Origin of the sequence: Streptomyces sp. NPDC020983 (assembly GCF_044333485.1) — a bacterium.
GTDB lineage: Bacteria > Actinomycetota > Actinomycetes > Streptomycetales > Streptomycetaceae > Actinacidiphila.
Genome location: NZ_JBIRRA010000011.1, coordinates 196,992 through 215,695 on the forward strand (window position 1 = coordinate 196,992; position 18,704 = coordinate 215,695).

The 18,704-nt window shown below is 74.3% G+C and carries 15 protein-coding genes; 4 read left to right on the top strand and 11 right to left on the bottom strand.

Annotated elements, in window-relative coordinates; translation table 11 throughout:
- Nucleotides 1–14: 14 nt before the first annotated feature.
- The 3 genes from ACH4SE_RS25050 to ACH4SE_RS25060 form a co-directional block, all read right to left on the bottom strand.
- Nucleotides 15–1,199 carry an alkaline phosphatase family protein gene (locus ACH4SE_RS25050; protein WP_398545700.1) on the bottom strand — a complete coding sequence of 395 codons (1,185 nt, stop codon included), beginning with the start codon at nucleotides 1,197–1,199 and terminating at the stop codon, nucleotides 15–17.
- Nucleotides 1,199–1,783 (bottom strand): DUF5998 family protein, encoded by a 585-nt coding sequence (locus ACH4SE_RS25055; RefSeq protein ID WP_398545701.1) that lies wholly within the window; start codon nucleotides 1,781–1,783, stop codon nucleotides 1,199–1,201. Before ACH4SE_RS25055 ends, ACH4SE_RS25050 begins: the two co-directional genes overlap by 1 nt.
- Nucleotides 1,784–1,863: 80 nt before the next feature.
- Nucleotides 1,864–4,671 (bottom strand): GNAT family N-acetyltransferase, encoded by a 2,808-nt coding sequence (locus tag ACH4SE_RS25060; RefSeq protein WP_398545702.1) that lies wholly within the window; start codon nucleotides 4,669–4,671, stop codon nucleotides 1,864–1,866.
- Nucleotides 4,672–4,823: 152 nt separating this feature from the next.
- Between ACH4SE_RS25060 and ACH4SE_RS25065 the strand changes: the two genes are divergently transcribed.
- The gene (locus tag ACH4SE_RS25065) at nucleotides 4,824–5,105 is read left to right on the top strand and encodes an HPr family phosphocarrier protein (RefSeq protein WP_398545703.1); all 282 of its coding nucleotides are present in this window, start codon (nucleotides 4,824–4,826) and stop codon (nucleotides 5,103–5,105) included.
- A 202-nt stretch (nucleotides 5,106–5,307) separates the two neighbouring features.
- On the opposite strand, the gene ACH4SE_RS25070 is transcribed toward ACH4SE_RS25065, so the two are convergent.
- The 3 genes from ACH4SE_RS25070 to ACH4SE_RS25080 all read right to left on the bottom strand — a co-directional run bounded on the left by ACH4SE_RS25070 (nucleotide 5,308) and on the right by ACH4SE_RS25080 (nucleotide 8,943).
- Nucleotides 5,308–5,982 carry a GntR family transcriptional regulator gene (locus ACH4SE_RS25070; RefSeq protein ID WP_398545704.1) on the bottom strand — a complete coding sequence of 225 codons (675 nt, stop codon included), beginning with the start codon at nucleotides 5,980–5,982 and terminating at the stop codon, nucleotides 5,308–5,310.
- A 202-nt stretch (nucleotides 5,983–6,184) separates the two neighbouring features.
- Nucleotides 6,185–7,549 (bottom strand): M16 family metallopeptidase, encoded by a 1,365-nt coding sequence (locus ACH4SE_RS25075; protein WP_398545789.1) that lies wholly within the window; start codon nucleotides 7,547–7,549, stop codon nucleotides 6,185–6,187.
- A gap of 17 nt (nucleotides 7,550–7,566) precedes the next feature.
- The gene (locus ACH4SE_RS25080; RefSeq protein WP_398545705.1) at nucleotides 7,567–8,943 is read right to left on the bottom strand and encodes a M16 family metallopeptidase; all 1,377 of its coding nucleotides are present in this window, start codon (nucleotides 8,941–8,943) and stop codon (nucleotides 7,567–7,569) included.
- Between the two features lie 246 nt (nucleotides 8,944–9,189).
- Here ACH4SE_RS25080 and ACH4SE_RS25085 point away from each other — a divergent pair, with 246 nt between their 5' ends.
- Both ACH4SE_RS25085 and ACH4SE_RS25090 read left to right on the top strand, forming a co-directional pair.
- Nucleotides 9,190–11,637, top strand: a complete 2,448-nt coding sequence (locus tag ACH4SE_RS25085) for a DNA topoisomerase (ATP-hydrolyzing) subunit A (RefSeq protein WP_398545706.1) — start codon at nucleotides 9,190–9,192, stop codon at nucleotides 11,635–11,637.
- A gap of 58 nt (nucleotides 11,638–11,695) precedes the next feature.
- Nucleotides 11,696–12,613 carry a sucrase ferredoxin gene (locus tag ACH4SE_RS25090; protein ID WP_398545707.1) on the top strand — a complete coding sequence of 306 codons (918 nt, stop codon included), beginning with the start codon at nucleotides 11,696–11,698 and terminating at the stop codon, nucleotides 12,611–12,613.
- A 45-nt stretch (nucleotides 12,614–12,658) separates the two neighbouring features.
- Here the strand turns inward: ACH4SE_RS25090 and ACH4SE_RS25095 are convergent, their stop codons facing one another.
- From ACH4SE_RS25095 to ACH4SE_RS25115, 5 genes are all read right to left on the bottom strand, one after another.
- A complete protein-coding gene (locus ACH4SE_RS25095) occupies nucleotides 12,659–14,305 on the bottom strand; it encodes a cation acetate symporter (protein WP_398545790.1) in 1,647 nt (548 codons plus the stop codon).
- A gap of 11 nt (nucleotides 14,306–14,316) precedes the next feature.
- Complete coding sequence (locus tag ACH4SE_RS25100) at nucleotides 14,317–14,796, bottom strand: DUF485 domain-containing protein (protein WP_398545708.1); 480 nt, start codon at nucleotides 14,794–14,796, stop codon at nucleotides 14,317–14,319.
- A 95-nt stretch (nucleotides 14,797–14,891) separates the two neighbouring features.
- A complete protein-coding gene (locus ACH4SE_RS25105; protein WP_398545709.1) occupies nucleotides 14,892–15,560 on the bottom strand; it encodes a response regulator in 669 nt (222 codons plus the stop codon).
- Nucleotides 15,557–16,711: a sensor histidine kinase gene (locus tag ACH4SE_RS25110; RefSeq protein ID WP_398545710.1), complete on the bottom strand. Its 1,155-nt coding sequence runs from the start codon at nucleotides 16,709–16,711 to the stop codon at nucleotides 15,557–15,559. The genes ACH4SE_RS25105 and ACH4SE_RS25110 overlap by 4 nt, the downstream gene beginning before the upstream one ends.
- The gene (locus ACH4SE_RS25115) at nucleotides 16,708–17,187 is read right to left on the bottom strand and encodes a DUF1453 domain-containing protein (protein ID WP_398545711.1); all 480 of its coding nucleotides are present in this window, start codon (nucleotides 17,185–17,187) and stop codon (nucleotides 16,708–16,710) included. Before ACH4SE_RS25115 ends, ACH4SE_RS25110 begins: the two co-directional genes overlap by 4 nt.
- 278 nt (nucleotides 17,188–17,465) lie before the next feature.
- Here ACH4SE_RS25115 and ACH4SE_RS25120 point away from each other — a divergent pair, with 278 nt between their 5' ends.
- Entirely contained in the window at nucleotides 17,466–18,698 is a 1,233-nt protein-coding gene (locus ACH4SE_RS25120; protein WP_398545712.1) for a phosphatidylserine/phosphatidylglycerophosphate/cardiolipin synthase family protein, read from the top strand.
- Nucleotides 18,699–18,704 lie beyond the last annotated feature (6 nt).

Consider the following 18,704-nt stretch of genomic DNA (forward strand, 5'->3'; position numbering starts at 1 on the left):
GGTCGTGAGAGGGCTCAGGTGCGGATCTCGAGCAGCGGCACGAGCTGCTCGGAGGGGACCATCGAGCCGTGCAGGCCGGTCATCTTCGACTCCCCCGGCTCGGTGCGGGTCGCGACGATCGCGATGTCGTCCCGCGCGACCGCGACCACGTCGCCGATCCTGGGCAGCACCCGCGGCTCCACGTGCGGCCCGAACCAGCCGGCCGCCACCGCCTCGTCGCGGCCCGCGACCCACATCCGGTCGCCCAGCACCTCGCGCCACACCGCGAGCACGTCGGCCGCGGCGCCCGGCACCGCGTAGACGTGCCGCGCGCGTCCCTCTCCGCCCAGCAGCCCGACCCCGGCCCGCAGCTCCCAGTCCTCGTCGAAGTTGACGCGCGACTCCTCGTCGAAGGGGATGTCGGTCATGCCGTGGTCGGCGGTGACGTACAGCACCGAGTGCGGCGGCAGCTGCTCGGCGAGCCGCTGCACCAGGCGGTCGACCACCATCAGCTGCCCGCGCCAGGCGTCGGAGTCCACGCCGTGCCGGTGGCCCATGCCGTCCAGCTCGCTGTAGTACGTGTAGACCAGGGTGCGGCCGGCGGCGCCGAGCCGGTCGGCGGCCAGGTCCATCCGCTCCTCGCCGGTCAGACGGCCGTGGAAGGTCCCGCCGGACAGGGCGACCTGGGTGAGCGGGGTCCTGGCGAAGTCGGGCGAGGAGACCTGGCAGGTGGCGATGCCCGCGGCGTCCGCGAGCCGGAAGACGGTGGGGTGCGGCTGCCAGGCCGCCGGCGAGGTCCAGGGCTGCCAGCGCAGCTGGTTCATCAGCTCGCCGGTGGCCGGGTTGAGCGTCATGTAGCTCGCCAGGCCGTGCCGGCCGGGCGGCAGTCCGGTGCCGACGGAGGCGAGCGAGGTCGCGGTGGTGGAGGGGAAGCCGGCCGTGAGCGGGCGGCCGGAGCCGCCGCGCGAGGTCGGCAGCAGCGCGTTCAGGTACGGCGCCTCGTCCGGGTGCCGGGCGATCAGCTCCCAGCCGAGCCCGTCGACGAGGAAGACGCACACGCGGTCGGCGGGCGCCAGCTCCAGCCCGGTGCGCGGCATGCCGTCGATGCCGAAGCCCGCGACCGCGGCCGGGACGACGTCGCACAGCGCTGCGCTGCCGTAGGCCGGTACGGGGGCGGAGCGGGGGTCGAGCAGCCCGTCGTCGTGCAGGGGCTGGAACATCAGGCGGCGGCCGCGGTCGCCTCGGAGAGCGCCTGCGCGAAGGCGAGCGCCTGCCGTACGGTGTCGGGTCCGTCGCCCGCCTCGCTGACCCGCAGGGACAGGTCGTCGGCCGTGGAGGAGCCGGTGTAGCCGTGGTCCGCCTCGCAGTTGGGGTCCCCGCAGGCAGCCGGTTCCAGGTCGATCCGGGAGACGGCGCCCCAGCCGATCGTGAGCACCACCTCGCGCGGCAGCGTGCCCGGGGTGTAGGCCTCCGGGTTGGCCACCACGCGGCTGACCACGACGGAGGAGATCCGGCCGGTCTTCACCGACTCCGTCGACGTGGTGGCGTAGGGCGTCGGCGAGGAGTCGTCGGCGGCCTGCTCGTCGGTGTGGCTGACGATGAAGCGGCTCGCGGTCAGCACCAGCACGGTCACGTGCCGGCGCACCTCGTTCGCGTCGAACGTGGTCTCCTGGTGCACCAGATACGACGTGACGGGCTCCTGCCCGACCGCGGCCTCCACGGCCTCCGACACGAGCCCCGGGTAGTACCCGCTGCGCTCGATCGCCGTCCGCAGCCCCTGCGTCGTGATCCCCGACTTCGCCATGACGTCCATCCTAGGGGGTGTCCTGCGGGTTCCCGGCGGCGTCGCGCCCCGGCACGTGCGCCCGCCGCCGGACCGGGCGGTCAGTACTGCGACAGGGCCCGCGGTCCCAGGTCGGTGCGGGCGGGCGGCGGCGCCAGCCGCACGGTCGCCGCCAGCACCGTGAGCCCCTGCGGGGCGACCACCACCGGGTCCAGCCGCACCGCGACGACCTCCGGCAGGTCGTCGGCCAGCAGCGACACCCGCAGCAGCAGCTCCTCCAGGGCGCCGGTGTCGACCGGCTCGGCGCCGCGCCAGCCGAAGAGCAGCGGCGCGGCCTTGATGGAGCGGACCAGATCCGCGGCGTCCCGGTCGGTCGCGGGGACGAGCCGGTGCGCGAGGTCGCCGAGCAGCTCGGAGGGCGGACCGGCCAGCCCGAAGGACAGCACCGCCCCGGCGGCCGGGTCCACCCCGGCGCGGATCACCGTGTCCACGCCGCGCGGCGCCATGGCCTGGACGACCGGCAGCAGCTCCGCGGGGCCGCCGAGCCGCGCCGTCAGCTCGTCGTACGCCCGCCGCAGGTCGCCCTCGTCGGCGAGGTCCAGCCGGACGCCGCCGAGGTCGGGGCGGTGCCGCAGGTGCGGGGCGGTGGCCTTGAGGGCGACGGGGTAGCCGATCGACTCGGCGGCGGCGACGGCCGCGTCCGGGCCGGGCGCGGGCAGCGCGCGGCGCACGGTGACGCCGTAGCGGGCGAGCAGGGCCGCGGCGTCCGCGTCGGGCAGGGTGACGCCCTGCGGCGGCGAGCCGGGCGGCAGCAGCCGGCGGACGTCCTCCGCGGCCGCGGCCTCCTGGATGTCGTCGAAGGCCGGCACCCGCCCGGGATCGCCGGCGCCGGCCCGCCACGCGGCGTAGCGGGCCGCCTCGGCGAGCGAGCCGACCGCCCGGTCCGGGGCCCGGTAGGCGGGCAGCCGCGCGCCCTCGCCCCCGGGCGCGCCGAGCCGGTCGGCGAAGGCCTCCAGGGCCGTGTGCACCACGACCACCGGCTTGTCCCCGCCGGCGGCGCGGCGCAGCGCGTCGGCGAGCGCGGGGTCGTCGCCCTCGTCCGGGGCCCCGGCGAGAGCGGCTGCGTCGCCCGGCGCCGCGGCGGGCGACGCCGGGCCGGCGGTGACCCGCGGGATGGCGGTGACGACGACCGCGTCCGTCGCCGGGTCGGCCAGCGCGCGGGTCAGGGCGGCGGCGAAGTCGGCGGGGGCGGCGGAGGTGGTGAGGTCCAGCGGCGGGGTGGGGCGCAGGCCCGCGGTCAGGGCGGCGTCGTAGGTGAGCAGGCCGAGGGATTCGGAGTTGCCCAGGATCGCGAGCCGGTCGCCCGCGGGGAGCGGCTGGAGGGCCAGGAAGAGCCCGGCGTCGAGGAGTTCGGTGACGGTGTCGACGCGGATCACGCCGGCCTGCCGGAAGAGGGCGCTGACGGTGCTGTCCGGGATGCGGGTGACGGGCACGGCGTGCCCGGCCGGCACCGAGCCGGTGTGCAGGGCGCCCTTGACGACCACGACGGGCTTGGCGGCCGCCGTCCGCCGGGCGAGCCGGCTGAATTTGCGCGGGTTGCCGAAGGACTCCAGGTACATCAGCACCGCGTCGGTGTCCGGGTCGTCCTGCCAGAACTGGAGCAGGTCGTTGCCGGAGACGTCCGCGCGGTTGCCGGCCGAGACGAAGGTGGACGGGCCCGCACCGCGCCGGTGCAGCCCGGACAGCAGCGCGATGCCGATCGACCCGGACTGCGTGAAGAGGCCGAGCCGCCCCTGGTGCGGCATCCCCGGCGAGAGCGAGGCGTTGAGCCGCACGGCGGGCGAGGTGTTGAGCACCCCGAAGGCGTTCGGCCCGATGAGCCGCATGCCGTGGCCGCGGACCAGCCGTACCAGCTCGCGCTGCCGCTCGCGGCCCTCGGGCCCGGTCTCGGAGTAGCCGGCCGCGACGACGACCAGCCCGCGCACGCCCGCCTCGCCGCAGTCGGCGACGGTCTGCGGCACCTGCGCGGCGGGCACGGCGACCACCGCGAGGTCGACGCTCTCGCCGCGGGCCGCGATCTCCCGCACCGAGCGGAGGCCGGGCACCCCGTCGAGGTCGGTGCCCGGCGCGAAGGAGTGGTTGACGGCGTAGAGGCGGCCGGTGAAGCCGCCGGCGGCGATGTTGCGCAGCAGCGTGCGCCCCACGCCGCCGGGCCGCCGCCCGGCGCCGACCACCGCGACGGACTCCGGGCGCAGCAGCCGCTGCATGGAGCGGGCTTCGGCGCGGTGCTCGCGCGAGCGCATGACCTGCACGGACTCGGCGGTGGGTTCGAGGTCGAGGTCGAGGTGGACGACGCCGTCGGCGAAGCTGCGCCGCTGGGTGTAGCCGGCGTCGGTGAAGACCTTGACCATCTTGCTGTTGGCGGGCAGGACGTCCGCGGTGAAGTGCAGGATGCCGCGCTCGCGGGCGACGGCGGCGATGTGTTCGAGCAGCGCGGAGGCGACCCCGCGGCCCTGGTGGGCGTCCTGCACGAGGAAGGCGACCTCGGCGCGGGTGCCGGCGGCGCCGGACACGGCCCGGCCGTGCTCGTCGGTGCGGTCGTAGCGGACGGTGGCGATGAACTCGCCCCCGACGGTGGCGGCCAGGCCCACGCGGTCGTCGTAGTCGTGGTGCGTGAAGCGGTGCACGTCGCGGTCCGACAGCCGGGGGTAGGGCGCGAAGAAGCGGTAGTACTTCGACTCGTCGGAGACCTTCTCGTAGAAGTCCACGAGCCGCCCCGCGTCGTCCGGGCCGATCGGCCGGATGTGGGCGATGCCGCCGTCCCGCAGCACCACGTCGGCCTCCCAGTGGACGGGGTAGGGCCGGGGGGCGGTTCCCTGCCGGGAGGGCGGGCCTTGCGGGTCGGTCATGGCCTCCAGCGTAGGCGGCGCGGCCGTCTGGCGGGCGGCAGGCGCACGCGGGACCCTGGGTCCACCGGCCGGGTGCCCGGGCGGCGCCCGCGTCGTGCAAAAATGGTCTAGACAACTTGCACGACCTGACACACACACTGAAGGGCAACACCATGGTTGAGCGTCGCGTCAACGTCGGCTGGGCGGAGGGCCTGCACGCCCGCCCGGCGTCCATCTTCGTCCGCGCGGCGACCGCCGCCGGGGTGCCGGTCACCATCGCCAAGGAGGGCGGCGGCCCGGTCAACGCCGCCTCGATGCTCGCGGTGCTGAGCCTGGGCGCGAAGGGCGGCGAGGAGATCGTGCTGGCCTCCGACGCCGAGGGCGCCGAGGGCGCGCTGGACCGGCTGGCGAAGCTGGTCGCCGAGGGCCTGGAAGAGCTTCCCGAGACCGTCTGACACAGCCCGGCGCCGTGCGGCGCGGCACCGGCCGCCTTTCCGCGGCATTCCGCCGCGCGGTGCACGCATGCCGGAACCAGCGGGTCCCGCAATCCGCCAGGACTGCCGGGCCCGCTTTTTCACGCCCTCTTCAGGCCTTTTCCGCGGCCGCCCGCGGCGATAGCCCACCGATATTCACGCACTCTTGTATACGGCGTGAATGTTAATGGCGGCGGCGCCCCGCGTTTACACGGTGTTTCAGGGTTCTCACCGCCGCGGCGTGCTCCACGTGGACGGCGGCGAGCCGGCGGGCCCGCTCGGCGTCACCGCGCGCGACCGCGTCCACGATCGCCGCGTGCTCCTCCCACGCCTCCGCCGCGCGCCCCGTCCCGTCGTCGGCGTAGACCCAGGAGATCTTGTGCCGCAGCTGGATCAGCAGGGCAGCCAGCGTCGGACTGCCCGAGGCCTGCGCGAGCGTCTCGTGGAACCACCCGCTCAGCGACGGCAGGTCGGACACCTGCCCCTGCACGGCCCGCTCCTGGCCCAGCCGCACCAGCCCGCGCAGCACCTTCAGATGCGCGTCGGTGCGCCGCTGCGCCGCCCGCGCGGTGCCCAGCGGCTCCAGCAGCCCGCGTATCTCCAGCAGGTCGGCGGCCTCCTGCTCGGTGGGCTCGGCGACCGACGCGCCGGCGTGCTTGCGGGTCCGGACGAAGCCCTCGGACTCCAGCGTGCGCAGCGCCTCGCGCACCGGCACCCGCGAGACCCCGTAGCGCTGCGCGAGCAGCTCCTCGGTCAGCCGGCTCCCCGGCGGGAAGTAACCGGCGACGATGTCGTCGCGTATCGCCGTACACACCACCTCGGCCGAGATTCGCCGCGCGGTGCCTTCCGCCCCGCTCACGTCCGATTCCGCATCGCCCGACCACGCCCTTTCCCCGAATTGTGCAGCGACTCTATTCCAGCACACCGGGAAAGGGGAATGCGGACCGGGAATTACGGTGGTATGCGCACAGCCGCGGACCCCGGCGCGCTGCGTGCGCGCCGGGGTCCGGCGGGGGCTTCGCGGGAGGCGGGCGGCGGGCCCGTGACCCCCGCGCGGGGGCTCAGCTGGTGACGCGCACCGGCCCGATGCCCAGCTCGCGCACCGGCTCGGCGATCGCGGAGGCGTCGCCGACCAGGACCACCACCAGGCGGTCCAGCGGGAAGGCGCTGACCACCGCGGCGGTGGCCTCGACCGTGCCGGTGGCGGCGAGACGCTCGTACAGATGCGCCTGGAAGTCGTCCGGCAGCTCCTGCTCGACCTGGTCGGTGAGGGTGCCGGCCACGGCCGCGGCCGTCTCGTAGCGCAGCGGGGCCACGCCGACCAGGTTCTGCACGGCGACGTCCCGCTCCTCGTCGGTCAGGCCGCCCTCGGCGAGGGTGCGGATGACCTGCCAGGCGTCGGCGAGCGCGGGCCCGGTGACCTCGGTGGCCACCGAGCCGTTGATCGCCAGCAGGGCCGCGCCCGTACCGTCCGCCGACGCCAGCAGCACCTGCGCGAAGGCCCGCACGCCGTAGGTGTAGCCCTTCTCCTCGCGCAGCACCCGGTCCAGCCGCGAGGTCAGGGTGCCGCCCAGGCAGTACGTGCCGATGACCTGGGCCGGCCACACCGCGGCGTGCCGGTCGGCGCCGGTGCGGCCGATGAGGATCTGCGTCTGCACCGCGCCGGGCCGGTCCACGATGACGACGCGGGCGGCGTCGTTCGCGGTGATCACCGGGCGCGGGCGCGGCTGCGCGGCGGCCCCGGTCCAGCGGCCGAGGGTGTCGTCGAGCAGCGCGGGCAGGTCGATGCCGGTCAGGTCGCCGACCACCACGGCGGTGGAGGTCGCCGGCCGGACGTGCGCGGTGTAGAAGGCCCGCACCGCCGCCGCGTCGATCCGCCGGACGGTCTCCTCGGTGCCCAGCCGCGGGCGGGAGCAGCGCAGCTCCGCCGGGAAGAGCTCCTTCGACAGCTCCATGGCCGCGCGGCGCGCCGGGTTGGCCAGCTCGTGCTCGATCTCGTCGAGCCGGTTGGCGACCAGCCGCTCGATCTCGTCGTCCGCGAAGGCCGGCGAGCGCAGCGCCTGGGCCAGCAGGGACAGCGCCCGGTCCAGCCGGGAGGCGGGCACCTCCAGCGACACCCGGACCCCGGGGTGGTCGGCGTGCGCGTCCAGGGTGGCGCCGCAGCGCTCCAGCTCGGCCGCGAACTCCTCGGCGGTGTGCTCGTCGGTGCCCTCCGACAGCGCCCTGGCCATGATGGTCGCGACGCCGTCCAGGCCCTCCGGCTCGGCGTCCAGCGGCGCCGCGAGCAGCACCTCGACCGCGACGACCTGCTGGCCGGGGCGGTGGCTGGTGAGCAGCGTCAGCCCGTTGCCGAGCGAGCCGCGCTCCGGGGCCGGGAAGGCCCACGGCCTGGGCGCGCCGGCCTCCGGCTGCGGGTGGAACGTCATGACGGCGGTGGTGTCGCTCACAGCTCGCCCTCTTCCTGGTCGGCGTCGGCGTCGGCGTCCTGCGCGTCCGCGCCCTCTGCGGCCTCCTGCGCCGCCTTGCCGGTCGGCTCGTACAGCAGCACCGCCCGGTTGTCGGGACGCAGCCGGGCCTCGGCCACCGCCCGGACCTCCTCCGGGGTGACCTCCAGCACGCGCTGCACGGCGGTCAGCGCCTTCTGCGGGTCACCGAACAGCACGGCGAAGCGGCACAGTTCGTCCGCCCGGCCGCCGACCGTCGCCAGCCGGTCCAGCCACTCGCGCTCCAGCTGCGCCTGCGCCCGTTCCATCTCCTCGGGCGTCGGGCCCTCGGCGGCGAAGCGTGCCAGCTCCTCGTCGACCGCGGCCTCGATGGCGCTCAGCTCCGCGCCGCCGGACGCCTTGACGTCCAGCCAGCCCAGCGACGGCGCACCGGCCAGCCGCAGCAGCCCGAAGCCGGCCGTCACGGCGGTGCGGTCGCGCCGCACCAGCCGGTTGTGCAGCCGGGACGACTCGCCGCCCCCCAGCACCGTCAGCGCCAGGTCCGCCGCGTCACCCGCACGGGTACCGTCCTCGGGCAGCCGGTAGGCGGCCATCAGGGCGCGCGAGGGCACGTCCTCCTCGACGACCTCGCGCAGCTGGCCGCCCATCACGTCGGGCAGCGAGCCGTCGCGCGGCTCGGGCTTGCCGTCGTGGGCGGGGATGCTGCCGAAGTACTTCTCGACCCAGGCGAGCGTCTGCTGCGGGTCGATGTCCCCGACGACCGCGAGCACCGCGTTGCCGGGCGCGTAATACGTGCGGAAGAAGGCCTGGGCGTCCTCCAGCGAGGCCGCGTCCAGGTCGGCCATCGAGCCGATCGGCGTGTGGTGGTAGGGGTGGCCGTCGGGGTAGGCGAGGGCGGTGAGCCGCTCGAACGCGGTGCCGTAGGGCACGTTGTCGTACCGCTGGCGGCGCTCGTTCTTGACCACGTCCCGCTGGTTGTCCAGGCTCTCCTGGTCCAGCGCGGTCAGCAGGCTGCCCATCCGGTCGGCCTCCAGCCACAGGGCCAGTTCCAGCTGGTGGGCGGGCATGGTCTCGAAGTAGTTGGTGCGCTCGAAGCTGGTGGTGCCGTTGAGCGAGCCGCCCGCGCCCTGGACCAGTTCGAAGTGGCCGTTCCCCTTGACGCTCGCCGAGCCCTGGAACATCAGGTGCTCGAAGAGGTGGGCGAGGCCGGTGCGCCCCTTGACCTCGTGGCGTGAACCGACGTCGTACCAGAGGCAGACGGCCGCGACCGGGGTGAGGTGGTCCTCGGAGAGCACCACCCGCAACCCGTTCGCCAGGCGGTGCTCGGTGGCTGTCAGGCCGCTGGAGTGTGCCTCCGGCGAGGCCGTGTGACCCATGGGCAAGCTGTCCTTCCGGTCGCGTGCGTCTGTCCGCTGACTGCGTAGAGTGCTGCCACTCTAGGCAAGCGAGTGCGCGGGCGGTGAAGTTCCCGGTCGTGGACGCGCTCGTGCCGGGCCGTGGTCGGCGTTGTCGGCGGGGCGGTCCACAATGGTCCGCGTCAGCTCACCCGGTCCAGCCGAACAGATGTCCGGTGCAGCAGAACCACCGGTGCAGCAGGAACCAGACGAAGGAGCGCCGCCGAGATGGCCCGCCGCACGACGAAGACCCCGCCGCCGGACGACGGTTTCGAGGAGCGGATCCTCGACATCGACGTCGTGGACGAGATGCAGGCGTCGTATCTCGAATACGCCTACTCGGTCATCTACGCGCGCGCCCTGCCCGACGCCCGGGACGGCATGAAGCCGGTGCACCGCCGGATCGTCTACCAGATGAACGAGATGGGCCTGCGCCCCGACCGCGGCTTCGTCAAGTGCGCCCGCGTCGTCGGCGAGGTGATGGGCAAGCTGCACCCGCACGGCGACGCGTCCATCTACGACGCGATGGTGCGGATGGCGCAGCCGTTCTCGCAGCGCCTCCCGCTCGTCGACGGGCACGGCAACTTCGGCTCGCTGGACGACATGCCGGCCGCCATGCGCTACACCGAGGCCCGGATGTCCGGCCCGGCGCAGCTGATGGTCGAGTCGATCGACGAGGACACCGTCGACTTCCAGCCGAACTACGACGGCCAGGAGGAGGAGCCCGCGGTCCTGCCCTCGGCGTATCCCAACCTGCTGGTCAACGGCTCGTCCGGGATCGCGGTCGGCATGGCCACCAACATGCCCCCGCACAACCTCGGGGAGGTCGTCGCCGCCGCCCGGCACCTGATCCGCCACCCCAACGCGGACCTGGACGCCCTGATGCGCCACGTCCCGGGCCCCGACCTGCCGACCGGCGGCCGGATCATCGGCCTGCAGGGGATCCGGGACGCGTACGAGACCGGCCGCGGCACCTTCCGCATCCGCGCGACGGTGAGCGTCGAGGACGTCACGCCGCGCCGCAAGGGCCTGGTCGTCACCGAACTGCCCTTCAACGTCGGCCCCGAGAAGGTCATCGCCAAGATCAAGGACATGGTCGGCGCGAAGAAGCTCCAGGGCATCGCCGACGTCAAGGACCTCACCGACCGCGAGCACGGGCTACGGCTGGTCATCGAGATCAAGAACGGCTTCAACCCCGAGGCCGTGCTCGAACAGCTCTACAAGCTCACGCCGATGGAGGAGTCCTTCGGCATCAACAACGTGGCGCTCGTGGACGGCCAGCCGCTCACGCTGGGCCTGCGCGAGCTGCTCCAGGTCTACGTCGACCACCGCTTCGAGGTGGTGCGGCGGCGCAGCGAGTTCCGCCGCACCAAGCGCCGCGACCGGCTGCACCTGGTCGACGGCCTGCTGGTCGCGCTCGTCGACATCGACGAGGTCATCGCGATCATCCGGGCCAGCGAGAACGCCGCGCAGGCCAAGGAGCGCCTGATGGAGCGCTTCGGCCTGTCGGAGATCCAGACGCAGTACATCCTCGACACCCCGCTGCGCCGGCTGACGCGCTTCGACCGGATCGAGCTGGAATCCGAGCGCGACAGGCTCAACGCCGAGATCGCCGACCTCACGCGGATCCTGGAATCCGACGCGGAACTGCGCAAGCTGGTCTCCGCGGAGCTGGCGGCGGTGGCCAAGCAGTACGGCACCGAGCGCCGCACGCTGCTGCTGGAGTCCGCCGACACGCCGGTCGCCGCGGTGCCCCTGGAGGTCGCCGACGACCCGTGCCGCGTACTGCTGTCCTCCACCGGGCTGCTGGCCCGCACCACCACCGACGCCGCCGGCGACGGAGGCGGGGGCAAGCGCGCCAAGCACGACGTGATCGTCTCCGCGGTTCCCACCACCGCGCGCGCCGACATCGGAGCGGTGACGACGCACGGCCGGCTGCTGCGGCTGACGGTCATCGACCTGCCGGTGCTGCCGGAGTCCGCCGGACCGCTGACACTCGCGGGCGGCGCGCCGCTCGCCGAGTTCGTGTCGCTGGAGGACGACGAGCGGGTGCTGTGCCTGACCACGCTGGACGAGTCCTCGCCGGGCCTCGCGCTCGGCACCGAGCAGGGCGTCGTCAAGCGTGTCGTGCCGGACTACCCGGCCAACAAGGACGGCCTGGAGGTCATCGGCCTCAGGGACGGCGACAGGGTGGTCGGCGCCGTCGAGCTGCGCACCGGCGAGGAGGATCTGGTCTTCATCACCGACGACGCCCAGCTGCTGCGCTACCCCGCCGGCCAGGTGCGCCCGCAGGGCCGGCCGGCCGGCGGCATGGCGGGCATCAAGCTCGCGGAGGGCGCCAAGGTGATCTCCTTCACCGCCGTGGACCCGGCGGCCGACGCCGTGGTCCTCACCGTGGCGCGCTCCGAGGGCACGCTGGACGGCGCGGGCGAGGGCACCGCGAAGCTCACGCCCTTCGAGCAGTTCCCGCGCAAGGGCCGGGCGACGGGCGGGGTGCGCTGCCAGCGCTTCCTGCGCGGCGAGGAAGGGCTGCTGCTGGCCTGGGCGGGCGCCACGCCGGCCCGCGCCGCCACGGCCACGGGCACACCGGCCGAGCTGCCGCCGAAGGACCCGCGCCGCGACGGCTCGGGCGTTCCGCTCGCGAAGCCGGTGGCGGTGGTGGCCGGACCGGCGTGAGGTCCGCGGCGCGGGGTCCGGCGCCGGGGGCCGCGGCGGCGCGGGTTAGGCTCGCCGGATGAGTACGTGCACGTCCGCCTCGGCGGAGCTGGGCGAGTCCGTGGCGGCGACCGCGGCGACCGCGCGCACCTGGCTGCTGGTCGAGCAGCCGGGGCCGTGGGGGCCAAAGGCGCTGACGTCCAGCAGGCTGGACCCGGCGGTCGGCCGGGAGCTGGAGCGTCTCGCCGACGGCACGGGCGTGCGGGTCGCGCTGATCCGCCGGCCAGGGCGGCACGCCGACCTGCATCTGCCCGCCCGGCACCGGGTGTTCCTCGCGCACACCGCGCCGGGCGACTCCTGGGTGCGCAGCGACACCGTCACGGATCCGGCGGAGCTGGCCGAACTCGACTTCACCGCGCTGGGCGCCGGCTCGCACGGCGGTTTCGGCGACCTCCACGCGGGCCCGCCGCTCGTGCTGGTGTGCACCAACGGGCGGCGCGACCCCTGCTGCGCGGTGCAGGGCCGCCCGCTCGCGGCCGCGCTGGCCGCCGCGGACGGCCCCGGCACGTGGGAGGCCACCCACCTGGGCGGCCACCGCTTCTCCCCGACCGTGCTGGTGCTGCCGTTCGGCTACGCGTACGGGCGGGTGGACACCCGGCTCGCCAAGGAGGTGCTGGAGGCGGCGCACTCCGGGCGGGTCGTCCTCGACGGCTGCCGCGGCCGTTCCTTCTGGGACCGGCCCGGGCAGGCCGCCGACCTCGCCGTACGCGCCCTCACCGGCGAGGACCGGGAGGGCGCGCTGGCGGTGTCCCGCACCGTCCCGGAGGGGCCCGAGCGCTGGACGGTGCGGGTCGGGCACGTCGACGGCCGGGCCTGGGACGTCGACGTCTTCCGTACCGCGGCGCAGCCGCCGCGCCCGGAGAGCTGCGGCGGCGCGCTCGGCACCCCGGCCGCGATCGCGGCGGAGCGGGTGTCGGCCGTCAGCGGGCGTTCCTGACGAACTCGCCGGCGCGTCTCCGCTCGCGCCGGGAGGGCCGGGCGGTCACACCGCGCCGGCTCCGGTGAGCGACCTGACCTCCGTCTCCGCGAAGCGCTTCGAATCGGCCGGCTCCGGCGACAGCACCGTGCCGAGCCAGCCCGCGAGGAAGCCGAGCGGGATCGAGATCAGCCCCGGGTTCTCCAGCGGGAAGACGTGGAAGTCCACCCCGGGGAAGAGCGCGTCCGGCCGCCCCGACACCACCGGAGACAGCACCACCAGCAGCAGCGCCGGCACCAGTCCGCCGTAGATCGCCCACACCGAACCGCGGGTGGTGAAGCGCGACCAGAACAGCGAGAAGAGCAGCGCCGGCAGGTTCGCCGACGCGGCCACCGCGAAGGCCAGACCCACCAGGAAGGCGATGTTCTGGTCCTGGGCGAGCAGACTGAGCGCGATGGCCGCCGCGCCGATGCCGACCGCGGCGAAACGCGCGACCCGCACCTCGTCCTCCTCCATGGCCTCGCCCGGGTCCCGCCGCCCGTGCCGGGCCGCGGGGCGGCGCAGCGCCGTGTAGAGGTCGTGCGCGACCGACGCCGAGGAGGCCAGGGTGATACCGGCGACCACCGCCAGGATGGTCGCGAACGCCACCGCGCCGACGACGGCGAACAGCACCGTCCCGCCGGTCGTCCCCGCCCCGCCGCCGAGCGCCTCCGCGAGCAGCGGCACCGCGGTGTTGCCCGCGGCGTTGGACGAGCGCACCGTGTCCGACCCGACGACGGCCGCGGCGCCGAAGCCCAGCACGATCGTCATCAGGTAGAACGCCCCGATCAGCCCGATCGCCCACACGACCGACTGCCGCGCCGAGCGGGCCGTCGGCACCGTGTAGAAGCGCGACAGGATGTGCGGCAGCCCGGCGGTGCCCAGCACGAGTGCGAGGCCGAGACTCACGAAGTCCAGCCGGGAGGTCCAGCTCCCGCCGTACTTCAGACCGGGCGCCAGGAACGCGTGCCCCTGCCCGCTGCCGCCGACGGCCGACCGGAGCAGGTCGTCGACGTTGCCGTGGAAGCGCCACAGCACCATGACGGTGAGCAGCACCGTGCCGCTCATGAGCAGCACCGTCTTGACGATCTGGATCCAGGTGGTGGCCCGCATCCCGCCGAAGGTCACGTAGAAGACCATCAGCGCGCCGCAGCCGATCACCGCCCACGTCCGCGCGGCGGTGCTCTCCCCGCCGAGCAGCAGTCCGACGAGACTGCCCGCGCCCACCATCTGCGCGACCAGGTACAGCACGGACACCACGACCGACGAGATGCCCGCCGCGATCCGCACCGGGCGCTGCTTCATCCTGGCCGACAGCACGTCCGCCAGGGTGTAGCGCCCGCAGTTGCGCACCAGTTCCGCGACCAGCATGAGCACCACGAGCCAGGCGACCAGGAAGCCCACCGAGTACAGCAGCCCGTCGTAGCCGTAGAGCGCGATCAGCCCCGAGATGCCGAGGAAGGACGCCGCCGACATGTAGTCCCCGGAGATCGCGAACCCGTTCTCCATCGGGCTGAACATCCGGCCTCCGGCGAAGAACTCCACCGACGAGCTGCGCTGCCGCCCCGCCCACGCGGTGATCGCCAGCGTCACGGAGACGAACACCGTGAACAGCACCACGGCCAGTCCCTGGTGCTCGCCGGCCGAATCCGCCAGGTACCCCACCGCTGTCATCCGTTGGTTCGTCACCGCACGCGCTCCTGCCCGGTCCTGGTCGCCAGCGTCCACCGCAGGTCGAGTGCCGCCCGGTCCCTGCGCAGCCGCGCGTGCCGGGTGTATGCCCAGGTCAGCAGGAACGTCGTGGCGAACTGCGCCAGCCCTGCGACCATCGCCACGTTGATCTGCCCGGCGACCCGGTGGCCCATCAGCCCCGGCGCCGTGGTGGCCATCACGACGTAGAGCAGGTACCAGGCCACGAACGCGGCCGCCACCGGAAAGGCGAATCCCCTGTACCGCTGCCGCACTTCCCGGAATGCGGCGCTCAACTGCACCTCCTCGTAGACCGCCCCCCGGTCCCCCGTCACCCCCGCGGCAGCCGGCGCCCCTTCCTCAGGCGGCGCGGCGGGCTCGGCCTGACCGGGCAGCCAGAGTTCTTCCTCTCCGGTGTCCCGCCATGGGTCCTCCACCCGCAGCGCCAAAGGGTCGCCGCCGTCGTGCTTGTCCACCGAACTCTCCTCGTTCCACGGCCAGATGAACCGTGTGTCCCATTTTGGACAGAGCGGGGAGATCCCGACCGACAAATCACGAATCGCTCACCCCATCAGGTGATGCCCTTCCGGTAGGCGTACCCCACCGCCTGGGCGCGGTCCCGCACCCCCGTCTTCGCGAACAGGTTGTTGATGTGCGTCTTCACCGTGGCCATGCTGACCTGCAGCCGAGCCGCGATCTCGGCGTTGCTCAGCCCCTCCGCCACCAGCGCCAGCACCTCCGCCTCCCGGACCGTCAACCCGTCGGGCAGTTCCCCCCTCTCCGCGTGCCGCGCCGCGCGCGCCGTCCCGGCCGTGTCGCCTTGGGCCGCCAGCGCCTCCAGCACCCGTCCCTGGAGCGCCGGCGACAGCCCCGCCCCGCCGGCGGTGACATCCGCGATCACCCGGGCGATCTCGTCCCCTCCGGCGTCCTTCGTCAGATACCCGCGCGCCCCAGCCCGCAGTGCCGGGAACAGCGAGTCGTCGTCGGCATAGGTCGTCAGCACGACCACCTGGGTCCCCGGGTGCTCCGCCCGGATCCTCCGGGTCGCCTCCACCCCGTCGCACCGCGGCATCCGCAGATCCATCAGCACCACGTCCGGCTTCTTCTCCGCGGCCAGCCGGACGGCCTCCTCGCCGTCCGCCGCCGCGCCCACCACCTCGATCCCGGGCAGCAGCCCCAGCAGCATCACGATCCCCTCGCGCACGATCGTCTGGTCGTCCGCGACCACCACCCGCGTCATACGGGCACCCGCAACCGCACCACGAAACCCTCCTCCACCGGTCCCGCGTCCAGCGCGCCGCCCAGCAGCTCGGCGCGCTCCCGCATCCCCACAAGACCGTAGCCGGAGCCGGAGGCCCCCAGAGAGTTGTCCACAGGCCCGCTCGCGCCGAAGTCCCTGAACTCGAGCTCCACCTCCGCCGGGCGGTACTCCAGCCGCAGTTCGACCCGCGCCCCCGGCGCGTGCTTGCGGACGTTCGTCATCGCCTCCTGCGCCACCCGCCGCACCGCCAGGCCCGCCTCCGCCGGGAGCCCGCGCGACTCCCCCGTCACCTCCAGCCGCGCGCCCTCGGCCGACACCAGCTCCCGCAGGAAGTCCTCCACCGGCGACATGTCACCGCGCAGCGCCGACAGCGCCTGCCGCGTCTCGGCCAGCCCCTCCCGCGCCATCCGGCGTGCCGCCACGACCCGCTCCAGCACCAGCTCCCGTTCGGCGCCCCGCTCGACCAGCAGCCGCGTCGCCTCCAGGTGGACCGCCTGGGCCGACAGGCTGTGCGCCAGCACGTCGTGGATCTCCCGCGCGATCCTGGCCCGCTCGGCCAGCGCCGCCGTCTCCGCCTCGGCCTTCCGCGCCGCACGCTCCTGCGCGAGCAGCCGCTGCGTCTTGCCCCGCGCCTCGGCGTCGAGCCGGGCGGTGTAGCCCAGCAGGCACAGACCCAGCACCGTGAGCAGCGCCTCCGGCCTGCCGTCGGAACCGCCCAGCACCACGAAGCCGGCCAGCGCCACCGCGGCCGACGGCACGCCCGCCGCGAGCGGCAGCCGCTGGAGCGAGACCATCGCCACGCTGCACAGCAGCACCCCCGCGGCGACCGGCGCACCCGTCGCCCGGCAGCCGGCCGCGGCGCCGATCAGCAGCGCCATGAGCGCCACCGAGGGCCACAGCAGGCGCCGCAGCGTGAACCGGAAGAAGAGCCACACGACCGCGCCCCCGGCGGCGATGCCGGCGAGCGCCAGGGCGATCTGCCAGCCGGCCAGATGCGTCCGCGCGACGGTCGCCCACACGGCGATCGCCAGCAGGACCAGCCTGACCCCGCGGCCGATCCCCCGCCGGCTCGCCGACCTGCCCGAGCGGTCCAGGGCCTCCTTCGACGGCCAGGACGTCCGCATGCTCATGCCACCGTACGGTACGACGGCTCCACGCCCCGGGCCCGCCGCACGAGCAGCGCGGCACGGGTCAGCAGCGTGAGGCCCACCGCGAGCAGGACCGAACCCGTCTCCTCGCGCACCCCGGCGGCGGCGCCCGCGGCGTAGAGCGCCACGCGCAGGGCTGTGCCCATCCCCCACACCGTGATGCTCGCCCTCGTGCCCTGCGTCCAGACCGAGCCGTCCTTCCCGGCCCACATCCGCGTCGTCCCCGCCCACGCCAGGCCCACCCCCGCGCCCACCATCAGCTCGGCGCAGAGCAGCACGACCGAGAGCCCCCGGTGCGCCGGGTCCACCAGCCCGCCGTCCCGTATCGCCAGGACCATCAGGACCGCGGGGATCAGCCACCACCGCGCACCGGCGGAGACCCGGCGCGGACGGATCTGGCGGGCGATCACCAGGCCGAGGACCGCGGTGATCACCAGAGCGTCGAGCCAGCCGGACATGACGGGCACCTCCACAGCGTGATGCGGCGTTCACCGGCGCTCTGCCGGTGCCCTCGAATCTAGACAAACACCCTGGTCAGGGGATCAAGCCCCGGGTTGACATCCTGCGTCCACCCCCGGGTGGAGACCCTCGCGCCGGACCCGCGGCGGTCCTTCCGGCGCCGCCCGGCCCGGCCCGTCAGACCCCCGGCCTGGTCAGGGGCCTCATCCGGCGAATCCGGGGCAGACGGGCGAGGGGTGCCGCCGGTCGGAGACGGCCGTTTCCCGGGGAGGTAGGTATGACGGTTGTGGGATTCCCTGTCGCCCGCGACGGCGACGGTCCGCAGGGTGGGGTGCCGGCCCCGCCCCTCGACCGGCAGGACCAGGCGCAGCGGCTGCGGAGGCGGCTGGAGCGCCTCATCGGCATCGCCGCGACCGAGGGCAACACCGTGCGCAAGCTGCGCAACGGCGACGAGATCTTCCCGGCGCTCCTGGCCGCGGTACGCGGTGCGCGCCACACCATCGACATGATGACCTTCGTGTACTGGCGCGGCCAGATCGCCCGGGACTTCGCCCTCGCCCTCGCCGAGCGCGCCGCGGCCGGCGTGCGGGTGCGGCTGCTCCTCGACGGCTTCGGCGCCAAGCAGATCGAGCCGGCCCTCCTGGACGCGATGGACGCCGCGGGCGTCGAGGTCGCGTGGTTCCGCAAGCCCCTGTGGCTGTCGCCGTTCAAGCAGAACCACCGCTGCCACCGCAAGGCGCTGGTCATCGACGAGTGTCAGGCGTTCACCGGCGGGGTGGGCATCGCGCAGGAGTGGTGCGGCGACGCCCGCGACCCCGGCGAATGGCGCGACACCCACGTCGAGGTGCGCGGGCCCGCGGTGGACGGCATCGCCGCGGCCTTCGCGCAGAATTGGGCGGAATGCCACGCCGAACTGTACGACGACCGCGACCGCTTCGTCCCCCACGAGCAGCCGGGGCGGTCGGTGGTGCAGGTCGTCCGCGGTTCGGCGAGCATCGGCTGGCAGGACATCCAGACGCTGCTGCGCGTCGTCATCACCTCCGCCGAGGAGCGCTTCCGGCTCTCCACCGCCTACTTCGCGCCCGACCCCTACTTCGCGGACCTGCTGTGCGCGACCGCCCGGCGCGGTGTGCGGGTGCAGATCCTGCTTCCCGGCCCGCACACCGACCAGCGCGCCTGCCGGCTCGCCGGCCAGCACCTGTACTCCTCGCTGCTCGACGCGGGCGTGGAGGTCCTGGAGTACCAGCCGACGATGCTGCACACCAAGATCGCCACGGTGGACGGGGTGGGCGCCCTGATCGGCTCGTCCAACTTCAACCGGCGCTCGATGGACCACGACGAGGAAGTCATGCTCGCGGTGCTCGACGAGGAGTTCACCGCCTCGCTGGACGCCGACTTCGACCACGACATGCTGCGCGCGAAGGCGATCGACCCCGTCCGGTGGCACCGCCGCATGCCGTTGCAGCGGCTCCGGGAGGCGGCCGTACAGCCCATCCGCCACTTCCTCTGAAGTACC

Bases quoted from the DNA above. Each gene is read 5' to 3' on its own strand.
- ACH4SE_RS25050 (WP_398545700.1), bottom strand. From the start codon at position 1,199: ATGTTCCAGCCCCTGCACGACGACGGGCTGCTCGACCCCCGCTCCGCC.
- ACH4SE_RS25055 (WP_398545701.1), bottom strand. From the start codon at position 1,783: ATGGCGAAGTCGGGGATCACGACGCAGGGGCTGCGGACGGCGATCGAG.
- ACH4SE_RS25060 (WP_398545702.1), bottom strand. From the start codon at position 4,671: ATGACCGACCCGCAAGGCCCGCCCTCCCGGCAGGGAACCGCCCCCCGG.
- ACH4SE_RS25065 (WP_398545703.1), top strand. From the start codon at position 4,824: ATGGTTGAGCGTCGCGTCAACGTCGGCTGGGCGGAGGGCCTGCACGCC.
- ACH4SE_RS25075 (WP_398545789.1), bottom strand. From the start codon at position 7,549: ATGACGTTCCACCCGCAGCCGGAGGCCGGCGCGCCCAGGCCGTGGGCC.
- ACH4SE_RS25080 (WP_398545705.1), bottom strand. From the start codon at position 8,943: ATGGGTCACACGGCCTCGCCGGAGGCACACTCCAGCGGCCTGACAGCC.
- ACH4SE_RS25085 (WP_398545706.1), top strand. From the start codon at position 9,190: ATGGCCCGCCGCACGACGAAGACCCCGCCGCCGGACGACGGTTTCGAG.
- ACH4SE_RS25090 (WP_398545707.1), top strand. From the start codon at position 11,696: ATGAGTACGTGCACGTCCGCCTCGGCGGAGCTGGGCGAGTCCGTGGCG.
- ACH4SE_RS25095 (WP_398545790.1), bottom strand. From the start codon at position 14,305: ATGACAGCGGTGGGGTACCTGGCGGATTCGGCCGGCGAGCACCAGGGA.
- ACH4SE_RS25105 (WP_398545709.1), bottom strand. From the start codon at position 15,560: ATGACGCGGGTGGTGGTCGCGGACGACCAGACGATCGTGCGCGAGGGG.
- ACH4SE_RS25110 (WP_398545710.1), bottom strand. From the start codon at position 16,711: ATGAGCATGCGGACGTCCTGGCCGTCGAAGGAGGCCCTGGACCGCTCG.
- ACH4SE_RS25115 (WP_398545711.1), bottom strand. From the start codon at position 17,187: ATGTCCGGCTGGCTCGACGCTCTGGTGATCACCGCGGTCCTCGGCCTG.
- ACH4SE_RS25120 (WP_398545712.1), top strand. From the start codon at position 17,466: ATGACGGTTGTGGGATTCCCTGTCGCCCGCGACGGCGACGGTCCGCAG.